Raw genomic sequence first — 14,942 nt, 5'->3', positions numbered from 1 at the left:
GATCGCATGCGCGCTGGCCGTGCCCTCGCCTGGACGGTGATGGCGGTCGCCGTCGTGGTCACCGTGTTCCCCTTCTACTGGATGGTCCGCACCGCCTTCACCGACGCCAACCACCTGTTCTCCGACAACTTCTCCCTGATCCCGCGGCACTTCACCCTGGCGAACTTCAAACGGGTGCTCGGCCTGTCCACGATCGCGGAGGCCCAGGCCGCCGGGGGATCGGGGGCGGCCCTCGACTTCCTGCTCTACCTGCGCAACTCCGTCGTCTACACCGGCCTCATCGTGGTCGTGCAGACGCTGTGCTGCGCGCTCGCCGGATACGCGCTGGCCCGCCTCCGGTTCCGGGGCAGGGAACTGGTCTTCTCGCTGTTCGTCTCGGCGCTGATGATCCCGCCGATCTTCACGCTGCTGCCCAACTTCGCCATGGTGCGGGGGCTCGGGCTGCTCAACACCTTCGCCGGGCTCGTCGCGCCGAGCCTGCTCATGACCCCGTTCACCGTGTTCTTCCTGCGGCAGTTCTTCCTCTCGCTGCCGCGCGAGGTCGAGGAGGCCGCGTTCATCGACGGGGCGGGCCTGTGGACGATCTTCTGGCGCGTGGCGCTGCCCATGTCGAAGGGGCCGCTGATCACGATCGCCATCACCAACGCCGTATGGGCATGGAAGGACTACCTCTGGCCGCTGCTCGTGGGCCAGGAGGAGGGCGACCGGGTGCTCACCGTCGCGCTCGGCGTCTTCCTGCAGCAGTCGCCGAACTCCCGCCCTGACTGGACGGGCCTCATGGCCGGCTCGGCCCTGTCCGTCCTCCCCGTGCTGCTGCTCCTGCTGGTCTTCGGCAAGCGGCTGGCCAACTCCCTGCAGTTCACGGGCATCAAGTAAAACCCTCGTCAGAGGAAGGACCCCCCAATGTCCAGGTCAGTTCGTCGTCGCGCTCCCATCGCCGTGGTCACCGCGGGCCTGCTCGCGGGCACCGCTGCCTGCGGAGGCGCGGCGCAGGAGAGCGGCGGCCCCGTCACCCTCACCTACGTCATGTGGGCCGACAACCAGGTTCCCGCCTACCGTCAGTGCGCCGACGCGTTCACCAAGAAGAACCCGAACATCACCGTCAAGATGAGCTCGGTGGCCTGGGCGCAGTACTGGCAGAACCTCACCACGCAGGTCGTCTCCGGCACCGCCCCCGACGTCTTCCGCGACTCGGTCGCCTACTTCCCCCAGTTCGCCAAGAACAACCAGATGCTCGACATCAGCGAACTGGTCAGCAGGGACGGCGTCGACCTCGGCCAGTACCAGAAGGGGCTCGCCGACGTCTGGGTGCGCGACGGCAAGAGGTACGGGCTGCCGCTCGACTGGGACACCGTCGGCGTCTTCTACAACAAGGACCTGGTCGCCAAGGCCGGGGTGAAGACGGCGGACTTCGCGAACTGGACCTGGAACCCCACGGACGGCGGCACCTTCGAGAAGGCCATCGCCGCGCTGACCGTGGACGACAAGGGCCGCAAGGGCACCGACCCCGGCTTCGACAAGAACCACGTCAAGGTGTACGGCATCGCCCCCGACTACAACACCGGCTCGCTCGGCCAGACCTCCTGGGCGGGGTTCGCGGTCAGCAACGGCTTCAAGTACCTGGACAAGAACCCCTTCGGCACCAAGTACTACTACGACGATCCCAAGCTGGCCGAGACCGTCGACTGGTTCGCCGGGTTGATCAAGAAGGGGTACGCCCCGCCGTACGACAAGCAGTCGGCGCTCGGCGGCGACGCGGTGCTGCAGTCGGGCAAGGCCGCGATGGTCATGGCCGGCTCCTGGATGGCGAAGTCCTACCTGGACAACAAGACGCTCAAGCTCGCCGTGGCGCCGCTCCCCGCCGGCCCGCAGGGGCGCAGATCGCCGATCAACGGCGTCTCCGACGCTATCTACGCCGGCACCAAGCACAAGGACGAGGCCTGGAAGTGGGTGAAGTTCGTCGCCTCGGCCGAGTGCCAGGACCTGATCGCCGCCACCACCGAGGTGCTGCCCGCCATCGGCACCTCCTCCGACAAGGCCCTCGCCGCGCACGCCGCGGCCGGACGTGACGTCAAGCCCTTCGTGGACGAGGCCAAGGACCCGCAGGGCACCTTCCTGCTGCCCATCACCGACAACGCCGACAAGATCGCCGAGATCATGGACAACGCGATCTCTTCCGTCTACCTGGGCAAGGCGGACGCCAAGACCTCGCTCACGGCCGCGAACGCCGAAGTCAACGGGCTGTTCCAGTAGCCGGAGGACGGACATGAGGATCAGGAGATTGCACGGCACGCTGGCGGCGCTCGCGATCTGCGTCACCGGGCTCACGGCGTGCGGGGCGCCGGCCGAGGAGTCGTCCGGGCCGGTCAAGGTGGTCTGGTGGCACGGCCAGGTCGAGAGCGCCGGCAAGGTGGTCCACGACCTCGCCGACGAGTACAACCGCACCCACCCGGGCGTCCAGGTCGTGCCGGCCGTCGGCACCACCAACGTGGACGACATGCTGCAGAAGGTGCAGGCCGCGCTCGCGGGCGGGGACGCCCCGGACATCGCCTACATGTACGGCTCCTGGGGGGCCCACCTGGCCAAGAGCCCGAAGGTGTACGACCTGGCCAAGATCGTGCACGACCCGGCGTTCGGCTGGGACGACTTCTGGCCCTCGGAGCGGGCGGTGGCCGAGGTGAAGGGCAAGGTCATCGGCATCCCCGCCGTGGTGGACAACCTCGGGGTGGTCTACAACAAGAAGCTGTTCGACGCGGCGGGGGTGCCGTACCCGTCCAAGGACTGGACCTGGGACGACTTCCGCGCCGCCGCCAAGAAGCTGACCTCGCCCGACAAGGGCGTGTACGGCACGGCCTACCCGGTCACCGGGGGCGAGGACACGACGTGGCGGCTGTGGCCCATGCTGTGGCAGCAGGGCGGATCCATCGTCTCCCCCGACGGCAGGAAGTCGGCCTTCGACACCCCGGCCACCGCGCAGGCGCTCAGCCTGTGGCAGGCGATGGCCCGCCAGGACAAGTCGGTCTACCTTGACCAGAACGGCGAGAAGTTCCTGCCGCTGTTCCAGAGCGGGAAGATCGGCATGGTGATCGCCGGACCGTGGGCGCTCCTGAACTTCATCGAGCACAAGATCTCCTACGGCGTCCAGGTCCTGCCGGGATACGCGGGGAACCACGAGACGATCGCGGGCCCGGACACCTGGGTGGTGTTCGACAACGGCTCGCGCCGGGCCAAGGCGGCGGCCGACTTCCTGACCTGGCTCACCCGGCCCGAGCAGGACGCCCGGTGGACGCTGGGGCTGGGCAACCTCCCGGTGCGCAAGGCCACGATGGCGCTGCCGGCGTACGAGAAGTTCGTGAAGGACTTCCCGCACGTGGACGTGTTCACCGCCAACCTGGACAACGCCAAGCGGGCGCGTCCCGCGATCGAGGCGTATCCGGACCTGTCGGCCAAGGTGGGGGACGCGATCAGCCGGGCGCTGGTCGGGGGCATGCCGGTGCAGCAGGCCCTGGACCAGGCGGCCGAGCAGTCCGACCGGATCCTGGCCAGGTCGCGGTGAGCGTCTCGGTGGGCGTGCGCCCGGTGCCGGCGCGCGTGGGGACGCGCCGGCTGCTGCCCGACCTGACCGGCTGGGGGTTCATCGGCCCGGCCACGCTGGTGATCGTGGGGTTGTCGCTGTTCCCGGCCGCGTGGGCGCTGCTGCTGTCACTGCGGGACGGCGACCTGATCTCCGGCGGGGACTACGTCGGGCTGGACAACTACCGGGCGATGCTGGAGGACCCGGACCTGCTCGCCGCGACCGGGCACACGCTGATGTACACGGCGCTGTTCGTGCCCGGTTCGCTGATCGCCGGGCTGCCGCTGGCGCTGGCGCTGAACCGGCCCATCAGGCTGATCGGCTTCTACCGCACCTGCATCTTCGTGCCGTACGTCGTCTCTGCCGCCGCCACCGGCATCCTGGCGAACTTCGTGTTCGACCCGCAGTTCGGCATCGCCGACACGCTGCTGGCGGCGATGGGGCTGCCGCGGCAGGGTTTCCTGCAGGACCCGAACCAGGCGATGCTCGTCCTGGTGGTGGTCTCGCTGTGGGGCGGGGTCGGGTTGCCGGCGGTGGTGTACCTGGCGGCGTTGCAGGACATCCCGCGCGAGCTCACCGAGGCGGCCCGGGTCGACGGCGCCGGCGGCCCGCAGGTGTTCCGGCACGTGATCGTGCCGCAGCTGCGGCCGGCCACGGTGTTCCTGCTGATCTGGCAGACCATCGGCGCCCTGCAACTGTTCGACCTGGTCTACACGACGACCAAGGGCCAGCCGCTGGACTCGACCACGGTGATCGTGTTCTACCTGTACCAGCAGGCGTTCCAGCTGTTCCACTCCGGTTACGGCGCGGCGGTGGCCTACGGGCTGTTCGTGCTGACGCTGGCGGTCTCGGGACTGGCCCTGCGGTACTCACGCCAAGGGGAGGCCGGCCGATGAGCCGGGACAGGCAAGGAGACGCCCGCCCATGAGCGATGTCACCATGGCCGGCCTCGGACCGGCCCGTGACCAGGTCCCCGCCGCCCGGCCCGGCCCGAACGGAGGACGGTCGTGGCTCGCGCACCTGGTCCTGATGCCCACGGCCCTGATCTTCGCCGCGCCGCTGCTGTGGATGGCGCTGACCGCGTTCATGCCCGACTCGGACATCAACCGCTACCCGCCCCGGCTGTGGCCCTCCCACTTCAGCCTGGCCGGGTTCCAGCGGATCTTCACCGAGGACGACTACCCGCGCTGGCTGGCCAACACGGTGATCGTCTCGGTCGCGGCCGTGGCCGGGCATCTGGTGCTGTGCTCGCTGGCCGGCTACGGCTTCGCCCGGCTGCGCTTCCGCGGCCGTGGTGTCGCCTTCGCCCTGGTGATGGCCACCGTCATGGTGCCGGTCCAGGTCCTGATGATCCCGACCTTCCTGATGTTCAAGAACCTCGGGCTCATCGACAGCCTGGGCGCGGCGTTCGTGCCCTGGCTGGCCTCGGCGTTCGGGGTGTTCCTGATGCGGCAGTTCTTCCTGTCCCTGCCGAGGGAACTGGAGGAGGCCGCCACCATCGACGGCTGCTCCCGGCTCGGGGTGTTCTTCCGCATCGTGCTGCCGCTGGCCCGTCCGGCCCTCGCCACCCTGACCGTCTTCACCCTGCTGGGCTCGTGGAACGACCTGATCTGGCCGCTGATCGCCATCAGCTCCGAGGACACCTACACCCTGCAGATGGGCCTGGCGACCTTCGCCGGCGCCCGGCACACCGAATGGTCGGCGCTGATGGCCGGCAACCTGGTCGCCACCCTGCCTTTGGTCCTGGCGTTCATCCTCGCCCAGCGATACTTCGTGGCCACCATGAGCTTCTCCGGGCTCAAGTAGGCCGACCGTCTCCCACGTTTCCCCCACCGAGGTTTCCCACCAACCGAAGGAGAACGATGCCCAGCGCAAGCCTGCGCAGATCGGCGCGCGCCGCGGCGCTCGCGCCCCTGGTCGCGTCCCTGCTCACCCTCTCCCCGGCCCCGGCCCAGGCGGCGGGCGCCACCCTCGGCCAGCAGGTCGCGGTTCCCGCCTACTTCTACCCCGGCGGCCAGACCGCCACCTACTGGACCCAGCTCACCAGCGCGGGCACCAAGCCGGCCGTCGCGGTGGTGAACGTCCTCAACGGCCCCACCAGCACCAGCAACCCGGACTACGCCGCCGCCATCGCCTCGGCCCACGCCGCGGGGGTCAAGATCATCGGCTACGTGGACACCGGCTACTTCGGCACCACCGGCAAGACCACCCGGCTCGACTCGACCAGCGCCGACGACTGGCGGACGCAGATCCAGATCGACGTCGACAACTGGTACGCCTTCTACGGCTCCAACATCGACGGCATCTTCTTCGACCAGGCGCAGAACGCCTGTGGCCCGGCCGGCGGCGGGGACGCGTGGGTGGACCTGTACCGCGAGGCCGGCGCCTACGTGAAGAAGTACCACCCCGGCGCGATCACCATCGACAACCCGGGCGCCCCGCCCGCCGCCTGCTACCAGGACGCGGCCGACATCCTGGTCACCTTCGAGAGCAACTACGACACCTACATGAACCCGCCCGCCGAACTGGCCCCGCCCGCGTGGCAGGCGGCCTACGACCCCCAGCGGATCTGGAACCTGGTCTACAAGGTGCCGGACCAGACCGCCCTGAACGCGGTCATCGCCAAGTCGAAGGCCAACAACGCCGGGTACGTCTACGTGACCGGCGACGACCTGGACAACCCGTGGGACAGCCTGCCGTCCTACATGTCCTCGGAGATCACGGCGGCCCAGGGCAGCGGCGGCGCGACCCCGGCGGCCCCGGCCGCTCCGGCGGCGAGCCTGGTCAAGGCCACCAGCCTGCGCCTGACCTGGACCTCGGCGGCCTACCCCGACGTGGTCGGCTACGACGTCTACCAGGGATCGACGAAGATCGGCACGGAGGCCAACCACACCCCCAACGCCACCGTCTTCGACGTGGAGGGCCTCTCTCCCTCGACGGCCTACACCTTCTCGCTGCGCGCCAGGGACAAGGCGGGCAACACCTCGCCCGCCGGAACCCCCGTCTCGGTGACCACCGCGCCGAGGAACGCGCACGCCCCCACCACTCCCGGCACGCCCGTCGCGTCCAACGTGGGCCCGACCAGCGTCCGGCTCACCTGGACGGCCTCCAACGACGCCGACTCCGGTGACTACGTCGCCTACTACGACATCCTGAAGGACGGCGTCCGCGTGCTGTCGGTGCCGGGAACGGTGACGACCGCCTACTTCGGTGGCCTGAGCAGCGCCCACACCTATTCCTTCACCGTCAAGGCCCGCGACACCACCGACAACTTCTCGGCGGCGTCCGGCGCGGTGAGCGTCACCACCACCAACCCGGCGCCCATCGCCAACGCGCAGGCGACCCTCGGCACGAACACCGCCACCTACTCGGCGCAGTTCAACATGCCCTGGGGCTCCCACCACGTCTTCATCGACACCGACAACAACCCCGCCACCGGCTACACGGTGCCCCTCGGAGCCGGGGTGGGGGCCGACTACATGATCGAGGACAACGCCCTCTACCGGTCCACCGGCACGAGCTGGGGATGGACGGCCGTCTCCGGCGTCAGCCCGCTGATCTCCAAGGCCGGCGGCCTGTACCAGTGGTCGGTGCCCACCTCGGCGTTCACCGGCGCCGGCACCACTCACGGCGTCATCTTCAACGGCAGCGGCGACGTGCCCGACGCCTACAGCAACAAGATCACGGTCACCAAGAGCTGAACCGGCGTCCGAGGGCCGGCCGGCGGACCGCCGGCCGGCCCTCGGCGTCGCCTAGAGGTCCCGGTAGGGGTTGGCGGGGAAGCCCGCGACGGAGGTGCGGCAGCGCAGCAGCTCGCCGCCGCCCGTGCCGTCCCAGGCGGTCGTCACGTACAGCTCGTCGAGGTGCGGGCCGCCGAAGGCGCAACTGGTCACCTTCGTGGCCGGCATCTCGACGGCCAGGTCGAGCCGCCCGTCCGGGCGCAGGCGCAGGACCGCCCCGCCGTCCCACAGCCCGACCCACACGTGGCCCTCGGTGTCCACGGTGATCCCGTCGGGCATTCCCCGGGTGATCTCGGCGAACACGCGGCGCTCGCCGAGCCGTCCCCCGGCGGGGTCGTAGTCGAAGACGTCGACGCGGCCGGTGGAGGTGTCCACGTAGTAGAGGAGGCGTTCGTCGGGGCTCCAGGCGATGCCGTTGGAGATGGTGACGCCGTCGAGCACCCGCTCGCAGGCGTGGCCGGGACCGAGCCGGTACAGCGCGCCCGCCCCGGGGGTGTCGTCCTCGGCCTTGGTGCCGGCGAAGAACCGGCCCGCGCGGTCGCACGCGCCGTCGTTCATCCGGTTCCCCGGCCGCTCCCCGGCCGTCACCGGCGCGACCAGCTCCACCTTCGCGGCGGTGCCGTCCGTCGTGGGCTCCTCGGCGAGCACGGCGAAGCCGTCGCTGAGCGCGAGGGCGAGCCCGCCCGCGGCCCGCGGCACCGCGACCCCCACCGGCCGGCCGACGTCGACCGCGGCGTGCGAGCCGTCGGCGGGGTCGAGGCGGTGCACGAGGCCCGCCGGGATGTCGACCCACAGCAGCGTTCCCGTACGGCCGTCCCAGCGCGGCCCCTCGCCGAGCCGGGCGCGAGGCACCGGGACGACCTCCGGCTCCGAAACCTTCACCGTCACAACCGCTCCTTTGTTCCGTGATACAGAATCGAATTCCGCGAATACTTCGGATGTCACCGGCAGGTGGTGACGAACGGGCTCACACCTCGGTGACGGCCTCTCGCAGGGCGTACCCGAGCTCTTCCGTCCTGGCGGGCGGCATGCGGTCCTTCAGCGCCGTCAGGCTCAGCGCCGCGACGGGGACCGTCTTGCCCATGAAGACGGGGACCGCCACGCAGCGCACGCCGGTCTCGTTCTCCTCCAGGTCCGTCGCGTAGCCGCGCTGCCTGACCTGGGCCAGGTGCGCGGCCAGCTTGGCGGGGCTCGTGATCGTGTTGCGGGTGCGAGAGGCGAGCGGGCCGTATCGCTCCGCCCACGCCTTGATCGCCTCGTCCGTCGGGTACGTCCAGGCCAGTAGTGCCTTGCCGACCCCCGTGCAGTGCGCCGCGTTGCGGCCGCCCACGACCGAGGTCATGGTGATCGACCGCACCGCCTCCACCTTGTCCAGGTAGACGACCTCCCCGCCGTCGAGCGTCGCCATGTGGAGGGTCTCCTCGAACTTGTCCGACAGCCGGAGCAGGAGAGGATGGACGAGGGTGCGCAGGTCCATGGTGTCGTAGAACCTGAAGGCCGTGGCCAGCATCTCGCTGCCCAGGAAGTAGGGGCCGCTCGGCTCGGGCTGCGCGGCGAACCCGCGGTGCTTCAGCGCGCCGAGCAGGCGGTGCAGCGAGCTCTTGGGCAGTCCGAGCCGGGTGGACAGCTCGTCCAGGGTCACCCCGCGGCTGTGCCTGCTGATCTCCTGCAGGATCAGCAGGGCGCGGTCGACGCTCCCCACCGGTGACTCACCCATGTGTCTCCCTCGCATATTCCGGATTATGGAATGCTATAGCGAGTTGCGGAACCGTGGCCACTATGGTGGAGCACATGAAGTCATCGGCCGGCGCCGGTGCCCCGGGCTGAAGCCCGTGGCGACCGGCGCCGGCCGGAGGTCGATCAGGGACGGCCGAGGGCGCGGTAGTGCCATCCGGCGGCGCGCCAGACCTCGGCGTCGAGAGCGTTGCGGCCGTCCACGATCTTGCGGGTGGCCACGACCTCGCCGAGCTTCTCGGGGTCGAGGTCGATGAACTCCTGCCACTCGGTGAGCAGCAGCACGACGTGCGCGTCGCGGGCGGCCTCCAGGGCGGAAGCGCCGTAGTCCAGGTTCGGGTGGGCCCTGCGCACGTTGTCGAGGGCCACCGGGTCGTAGACGGTGACCTTGCCGCCCTGCTCGCGGATCTTCACCGCCACGTCGAGGGCGGGGGAGTCGCGGATGTCGTCGGAGTTGGGCTTGAACGCGGCGCCGAGGACGCCGACCGTGCAGCCCCGGAAGGAACCGCCGGCGAGCTCGCGGGCGAGGTCCACCATGCGGGCCCGGCGGCGCATGTTGATGGCGTCGACCTCGCGCAGGAACGTGAGCGCCTGGTCGGCGCCGAGCTCGCCCGCGCGGGCCATGAACGCCCGGATGTCCTTGGGCAGGCAGCCGCCGCCGAAACCGAGGCCGGGGTTGAGGAAACGGCCGCCGATGCGCTCGTCGAACGACAGCGCGAGCGACAGGTCCTTGACGTCGGCGTGCGCGGCCTCGCACACCTCCGCCATGGCGTTGATGAATGAGATCTTGGTGGCGAGGAAGGCGTTGGCGGCGACCTTGACCATTTCGGCGGTCGGATAGTCGGTGATCACCAGCGGCGTGCCCTCCGACAGCATGGGTTCGTAGATTTCCCGCATGATCTTCTCGGCCTTGTCGGACATGACGCCGAGGACGATGCGGTCGGGGTGCATCGTGTCCTGCACGGCGAAGCCCTCGCGCAGGAACTCGGGGTTCCAGGCCAGCTCCACCAGCTCGCCGGCGGGGGCCAGTCGTACGATCTTGTCGGCCAGGCGCTGGGCGGTGCCCACGGGCACGGTCGACTTGCCGACGACCAGGCAGCCGCGGGTGAGGTGCGGGGCCAGGGACTCGACGACCGCGTCGAGGTAGGAGACGTCCGCGGCGTACTCGTTCTTCTTCTGCGGCGTGCCGACGCAGACGAAGTGGACGTCGCCGAACTCGGCGGCCTCTTCGTAGGAGGTGGTGAAGCGGAGCCTGCCGGAGTCGAGCCCGCTTCGCAGCAGCTGCTCGAGCCCCGGTTCGTGGATGGGGAGTTCACCGGCCTGCAACCGGGCGATCTTCACCGGATCGACGTCCAGGCCGAGCACCTGGAAGCCGAGGGCGGCCATGCACGCCGCGTGCGTGGCACCCAGGTATCCGGTCCCGATGACCGTCAGGCGATAGGACACGAACGTGCTCCTTCCATATACAGCTGCCGACCTATCTTTACCGTTACGTTGCCGAGGCATGCTACCGCCCCCCCGGTTTCGCCAAAAGGGCAAAACGGACATTTCGCCGGAGGGGTGCTTGGGGTATACCCCACATCGGCCGCCGTATTGTGGGACGCCCTGATATTCGTGCCCGAGCTTCCCTCTCCAGGCGCCACAGGTGCCGCGAGAGACCATGCGGACCCTCGCCGACGCCGGATAGCCGGCCACATATTCGAGATCTTGCATGCCGAGTGCTTTGTGCGAAGATGCCGGAATGCCGTTCCGGGTAATGCTCGCCGCAGTGATGGCCGCCACGTCCATGACCACCCCCCATGCCGAGGCCGCCTCGGCCAAGCCGGTGGTCCGCTACGCCGGGCTCGGTTCCTGCCTGCAGCACGACGGCGGCCGGCAGCCGTGCGGCCCGTGGAAGCTCTGGCTGAGCGACGGCCGCGTCCTCGCCCTCCCCGACGCCCGCAGGAGCGTGGCGGACGACGAGTACGTCGCGAACGCGGTCATCGAGGTCTCCCAGGACGGCGCCCAGGTCGCGTACTTCCGGCAGAGCGACGGCGTGCTCATGATCTGGGAGGCCGCCACTGGCAGGGCGCGCCGGATCCCCGCGGTGAAGTGGCCGGACGACCTCCAGATGACCACCTTGACCATCTCCCCTGGTGGCCGGTTCGTCAGCATGCGCGGTGTGGAGACCTCCGAATGGGAGGTCGACCGGGTCGTCGACACGGCCACGGGGAAGATCTTCACCCTGCCCCGGGGGTACCAGTCCTGGGGGTTCAGCCCGGACGGCAGGCGGATGCTGGCCGGCGACAACCGCACGGCGGTGATCTATTCGACCGGCACCTGGTCGGTGAAGGTGCGGCGGTCGGTCTACCTCCGGGGCGACCTCGGCCCCGACGGCGTCACCGTGGCCGGCACCAAGGCGAACGACGGCGGCTCCACCCGGAACAGCGTGCTCGTTCGCAACATGGCCACCGGCAAGAAGAGCACCGTCCCCATCCGGCTCGCCAAGGGCGAAGTCCCGCTGCGGGCGCGATGGGACAGGGCCGGCCACATCGACGTCCTGACTCGCGCCGACCGCCGGATGGGCGGCGAGGACCGCAGGACGCACACGTGGTACCGCCTGAACCGCGCGACAGGCGGGCTACAGCGGCTCGACAGCTTCGTCATCCCGTCCTCGGTGGGCGGCTACGTCCTCGCCCTCTGAGGGCAGCGTCAGCGCGACCGCCACGCCGGCCACCGCGACCGCGGCGGCGACCAGGACGGCCGACCGCAGCCCGCCCGCGTCGGCTACCGGAGGGCCTCCTCGGCTCTGCTGTAGGCGGCTTGGGCGATCTGCGGGAGGAGTTCCGCGGGGTCGGTGCGAGGGGCCGGGGACCGGGCAGGGATCCTGAGCTCGATCAGGTAGCGGGGAGTCCGCACCACTTCCACCCACTGCCCGACCGGCTCCCGGCTGCCGGTCACCCGGAAGGCGAACGCTTGTGCGCCGAGGGACGGCACGGGGAACGGCTCGATGGCTCCCTTTTCGTCATCGTCACCCGTCAGGTGGCCGCAGGATGGCATCTCGCTCGTGTCCACCAGGCTGTTCAGCATCTCGGTGGGGCCGGTGATGATGGTTTCGCCGAAGGTCAGCCGATCCTCCGGGGATGCCTTGCGGCTCAGCTTGTGCCGGCCCCTCTCGGCGTCCTCCCTGAGGGAATCGAACATCCGTTCCGCGTCGGGCTGCCGTGTCAGGACGCCGCCTTTCGGCGTTTCGAGCGTTTCGAGCAGGTTCAGGCCGATCTGGACGCCTTTGTGGTTGAAGTCCTGGACGACGGTGTTCCCCAGTCCCACGGTCCATTTGTCGCAGGCGCGAGGCCCGACCATGCTGCTGCTGATCATTCGCATCGGCATGAAGAGCGAGGCGCGGTCGATGACCGGCAGGGCGACCACCCCGGCCGGCAGCATCTGTGACTCCCGTGCCGGCGGGAACTCCTTCAGCAGCGCCGACGTCAGTCGCGGGTCTCCGGGGCCGCTGCCCGGGTTGGGGACGTTCCAGGCCTGGCCCTTCTTCATCACGGTGGCGATGAAGATCTGCGACCGTGAAGGGGACGGCCGATCGTCCGCGTCGCCCCGGCCCTCACGCCTGGCCTTCCGGCTGCGCGACGGCGAGGGGGACGGCGTATCGCCGGCGTCGGCTCGGCCCCCTTCGTGAACGGTCGCCGTAGGGGAGCGTTGCGGTGAGGAGGACGGCTCTCCGTCCGCCTCCGAGCGTCCCGTGCCACACCCGGCGGTCGCCAGCGCGAGCGACAACGCGACCACGACCATGTGCCCAAGTAGCTTCATTCACGTGATGATCCACCAGAACACCTTGCGGGTGCACCGTCGTCAGGGGGTGGTCGCGTGGAGGACGGCTGCGATCAGGCGGTGGTTCTCCTTGGCGCCGCCGCCTCCGCCGAAGGAGAAGCGGCGGCGGGTGTAGCTGTAGGCGACGCCGCTGCGCGGGTCGGCGAACGACTGGGCGCCCACCGCGCCGCTGTGGCCGAAGGCGTCGGCGCCGAGGAACGGGTACCGCGTGTGCTGGGCCTCGAAGCCGAGCAGGAAGTGATCGCGTTCGCCGGTGACCAGGTCGACGCCCGTGGAGTGGGCCTTGGTGAACTCGGCGAGAGTGGCGGGCTTGAGCAGCGGGGCCCGTCCGTCCACCTCGCTGATGGCCGCGGCGTACATCCTGGCCAGGCCGCGGGCGTTCCCCACGCTTCCCGACGAGGTGGGGCCGAGGGCGCGTACCGCACGGGTGTTGGCGAACTCCACCAAATCGGTGGGCGGGGTCGCATTGAGGTTGAAGGCGATGCCGGTCAGGCTGTCGGGCGCCGGCGCGCCGGCGTCGAGCCGGGCCTGCTCGTCCGGGAACAACGGCCGTGCCTGGACGTACCGGGGCTCGAGATCCTCGGGCAGCCCCAGGTGGAAGTCGAGGTCGTACGGCGCCCGCACCCGCTCCTCGTACAGCTCCTGGATCGACCGGCCGGTCGCGCGGCGCACCACCTCGCCGGTCAGCGCGCCGATGACGAAGGCGTGGTAGCCGTAGGCGGTCCCCGGCTCCCAGTACGGCCGGTGGGCCGCCAGGCGCTGGGCGATCAGGCGGTCGTCGGCCAGCTCCGCCGTGCTGAACCCGCCCTCGATCCCGATCAGCCCGGCGCGGTGCGCGAGCAGGTCGCGCAGGGTGAGCCGGTGTTTGCCTTCGGCGGCGAACTCCGGCCAGTACGCGGCGACCGGGCGGTCGAGGTCGAGGACGCCGTCCTGCACCAGCAGTGCCACGACGAGGTGCGCCGCGCCCTTGCCGGAGGAGTACAGCGCGTGGAGCGAGTCGCCGGAGACGCCGTCCCCGGCCCAAAGGTCGACCACCTGCCGTCCGCCGACGTAGGCGGCGAGCTGGGCGCCCGGGTCGGCCTCTTCCGCGACGACGGCGGCGAACTCCTCACGGACGTTCTCGAAGCCGTCGGCGACGGTGCCCAGGACTTCGGTCGTGGTGGACATGCTTCTCTCCTGTCGATCACTCGCTGGTCGTCAGGCCTCGTCGCCGGCCAGGACGCCTTCCTCGGCGCTGACCAGCGCGTCGATGGTGGCGAAGAACGCGGCGATGCCCGGCAGATTGCCGCCCTTGGCGCGGGAGGCGGCGAAGTCGGCGGCCGAGCGCCACTCCACGACGTCCAGCCACTCGTCGTCCGGCAGGCGCACCAGGCGGGCGCCCAGGAAGCCCTCGCGGTCGGCGCGGAAGTCCGCCAGCATTCCCGGCCGGGCCGCCAGCATGGCCTCGGTCTTCTCGGGCGCCACCTTGAAACGGGTCAACTCCACGGTCGTGCTCATCACATCTCCTTGATCGGGTCGCACGATGGACGTTATAGTCACCTGCGTAGATAGTCAAGATAGGTGACCGTCACCAAAGGTGACCATTTGGAGGGATCGTGCGGCGGAGCGAGCACAAGCGGTCGGATCCCGATCTGGGGGTGCTCACCAGCCGGCTGCTGTTCGCCGTGCAGGAGGAGCTGTTCGACACCCTGGCCCGCCAGGGGCACCCGGGCCTGCGGCCGCAGCACGGCGCGGTCCTCGCCTACCTGGACGCCGAGGGCAGCCGCGCCACCGATCTCGCCCGCGCCTCCGGCCAGCACAAACAGGTCGTCGGCAAGCTGCTCGACGAGCTGGAGGCCCTCGGATACGTCGAACGCCGCCCGGACCCCGCCGACCGGCGCGCCAAGCTGGTGGTCCCCACCGAGCTGGGGCTCGACCAGATGACCCGTTCCGACGCCATCCTCCAGGCGATCGAACGGCGCCATGCCCAGACCGTCGGCGAGGACGCCTTCGCCGAGTTCAAGCGCCTCTTCCGCGAGATCGCCCGCCACCAGCGCGCCTGGCGCGACGAAGCCGCGCCCCCAAGTTGAGGG

At 70.0% G+C, this 14,942-nt stretch carries 14 protein-coding genes; 8 read left to right on the top strand and 6 right to left on the bottom strand.

Features of this window, described 5'->3' with window-relative positions; genetic code table 11:
- Positions 1-6: 6 nt before the first annotated feature.
- The 6 genes from KIK05_RS01925 to KIK05_RS01900 are packed head-to-tail and all read left to right on the top strand — an operon-like array spanning position 7 to position 7,275.
- Positions 7-876, top strand: coding sequence for a carbohydrate ABC transporter permease (locus tag KIK05_RS01925; RefSeq protein WP_214408735.1), 870 nt, complete (start codon positions 7-9; stop codon positions 874-876).
- 27 nt (positions 877-903) lie between these two features.
- Positions 904-2,253 carry an ABC transporter substrate-binding protein gene (locus KIK05_RS01920; RefSeq protein WP_214408734.1) on the top strand — a complete coding sequence of 450 codons (1,350 nt, stop codon included), beginning with the start codon at positions 904-906 and terminating at the stop codon, positions 2,251-2,253.
- A 13-nt stretch (positions 2,254-2,266) separates the two neighbouring features.
- Positions 2,267-3,556 carry an ABC transporter substrate-binding protein gene (locus KIK05_RS01915; protein ID WP_214408733.1) on the top strand — a complete coding sequence of 430 codons (1,290 nt, stop codon included), beginning with the start codon at positions 2,267-2,269 and terminating at the stop codon, positions 3,554-3,556.
- Positions 3,553-4,470, top strand: a complete 918-nt coding sequence (locus tag KIK05_RS01910) for a carbohydrate ABC transporter permease (protein WP_214408732.1) — start codon at positions 3,553-3,555, stop codon at positions 4,468-4,470. The genes KIK05_RS01915 and KIK05_RS01910 overlap by 4 nt, the downstream gene beginning before the upstream one ends.
- 28 nt (positions 4,471-4,498) lie before the next feature.
- Entirely contained in the window at positions 4,499-5,380 is an 882-nt protein-coding gene (locus KIK05_RS01905) for a carbohydrate ABC transporter permease (protein WP_214408731.1), read from the top strand.
- A gap of 56 nt (positions 5,381-5,436) precedes the next feature.
- Entirely contained in the window at positions 5,437-7,275 is a 1,839-nt protein-coding gene (locus KIK05_RS01900; RefSeq protein WP_214408730.1) for a spherulation-specific family 4 protein, read from the top strand.
- A 51-nt stretch (positions 7,276-7,326) separates the two neighbouring features.
- Here KIK05_RS01900 and KIK05_RS01895 read toward each other — a convergent pair whose 3' ends face one another.
- The 3 genes from KIK05_RS01895 to KIK05_RS01885 form a co-directional block, all read right to left on the bottom strand.
- The gene (locus KIK05_RS01895; protein WP_214408729.1) at positions 7,327-8,202 is read right to left on the bottom strand and encodes an SMP-30/gluconolactonase/LRE family protein; all 876 of its coding nucleotides are present in this window, start codon (positions 8,200-8,202) and stop codon (positions 7,327-7,329) included.
- Positions 8,203-8,281: 79 nt separating this feature from the next.
- Entirely contained in the window at positions 8,282-9,031 is a 750-nt protein-coding gene (locus KIK05_RS01890; protein WP_214408728.1) for an IclR family transcriptional regulator, read from the bottom strand.
- Positions 9,032-9,174: 143 nt separating this feature from the next.
- Positions 9,175-10,494, bottom strand: a complete 1,320-nt coding sequence (locus KIK05_RS01885) for a UDP-glucose dehydrogenase family protein (RefSeq protein WP_308249699.1) — start codon at positions 10,492-10,494, stop codon at positions 9,175-9,177.
- A gap of 295 nt (positions 10,495-10,789) precedes the next feature.
- Here KIK05_RS01885 and KIK05_RS01880 point away from each other — a divergent pair, with 295 nt between their 5' ends.
- Positions 10,790-11,731 (top strand): TolB family protein, encoded by a 942-nt coding sequence (locus KIK05_RS01880; RefSeq protein WP_214408726.1) that lies wholly within the window; start codon positions 10,790-10,792, stop codon positions 11,729-11,731.
- An 83-nt stretch (positions 11,732-11,814) separates the two neighbouring features.
- Here KIK05_RS01880 and KIK05_RS01875 read toward each other — a convergent pair whose 3' ends face one another.
- From KIK05_RS01875 to KIK05_RS01865, 3 genes are read right to left on the bottom strand one after another with little or no spacing between them, the layout of a single operon-like run.
- Positions 11,815-12,849 (bottom strand): hypothetical protein, encoded by a 1,035-nt coding sequence (locus KIK05_RS01875; protein WP_214408725.1) that lies wholly within the window; start codon positions 12,847-12,849, stop codon positions 11,815-11,817.
- A gap of 42 nt (positions 12,850-12,891) precedes the next feature.
- The gene (locus KIK05_RS01870; protein WP_214408724.1) at positions 12,892-14,037 is read right to left on the bottom strand and encodes a serine hydrolase domain-containing protein; all 1,146 of its coding nucleotides are present in this window, start codon (positions 14,035-14,037) and stop codon (positions 12,892-12,894) included.
- 30 nt (positions 14,038-14,067) lie between these two features.
- Positions 14,068-14,367 carry an antibiotic biosynthesis monooxygenase family protein gene (locus KIK05_RS01865; RefSeq protein ID WP_214408723.1) on the bottom strand — a complete coding sequence of 100 codons (300 nt, stop codon included), beginning with the start codon at positions 14,365-14,367 and terminating at the stop codon, positions 14,068-14,070.
- Positions 14,368-14,465: 98 nt separating this feature from the next.
- Between KIK05_RS01865 and KIK05_RS01860 the strand changes: the two genes are divergently transcribed.
- Complete coding sequence (locus KIK05_RS01860) at positions 14,466-14,939, top strand: MarR family winged helix-turn-helix transcriptional regulator (protein ID WP_214408722.1); 474 nt, start codon at positions 14,466-14,468, stop codon at positions 14,937-14,939.
- The last annotated feature ends 3 nt before the right edge of the window (positions 14,940-14,942 follow it).

Origin of the sequence: Sphaerisporangium fuscum, assembly GCF_018531465.1 — a bacterium.
GTDB lineage: Bacteria > Actinomycetota > Actinomycetes > Streptosporangiales > Streptosporangiaceae > Sphaerisporangium > Sphaerisporangium fuscum.
Note: the sequence above shows the minus strand (reverse complement) of the source record. Positions and strands in the feature narration are given on the sequence as shown.

Bases quoted from the DNA above. Each gene is read 5' to 3' on its own strand.
- KIK05_RS01865 (WP_214408723.1), bottom strand. From the start codon at position 14,367: ATGAGCACGACCGTGGAGTTGACCCGTTTCAAGGTGGCGCCCGAGAAG.
- KIK05_RS01880 (WP_214408726.1), top strand. From the start codon at position 10,790: ATGCCGTTCCGGGTAATGCTCGCCGCAGTGATGGCCGCCACGTCCATG.
- KIK05_RS01900 (WP_214408730.1), top strand. From the start codon at position 5,437: ATGCCCAGCGCAAGCCTGCGCAGATCGGCGCGCGCCGCGGCGCTCGCG.
- KIK05_RS01920 (WP_214408734.1), top strand. From the start codon at position 904: ATGTCCAGGTCAGTTCGTCGTCGCGCTCCCATCGCCGTGGTCACCGCG.
- KIK05_RS01905 (WP_214408731.1), top strand. From the start codon at position 4,499: ATGAGCGATGTCACCATGGCCGGCCTCGGACCGGCCCGTGACCAGGTC.
- KIK05_RS01915 (WP_214408733.1), top strand. From the start codon at position 2,267: ATGAGGATCAGGAGATTGCACGGCACGCTGGCGGCGCTCGCGATCTGC.
- KIK05_RS01925 (WP_214408735.1), top strand. From the start codon at position 7: ATGCGCGCTGGCCGTGCCCTCGCCTGGACGGTGATGGCGGTCGCCGTC.
- KIK05_RS01870 (WP_214408724.1), bottom strand. From the start codon at position 14,037: ATGTCCACCACGACCGAAGTCCTGGGCACCGTCGCCGACGGCTTCGAG.
- KIK05_RS01875 (WP_214408725.1), bottom strand. From the start codon at position 12,849: ATGAAGCTACTTGGGCACATGGTCGTGGTCGCGTTGTCGCTCGCGCTG.
- KIK05_RS01890 (WP_214408728.1), bottom strand. From the start codon at position 9,031: ATGGGTGAGTCACCGGTGGGGAGCGTCGACCGCGCCCTGCTGATCCTG.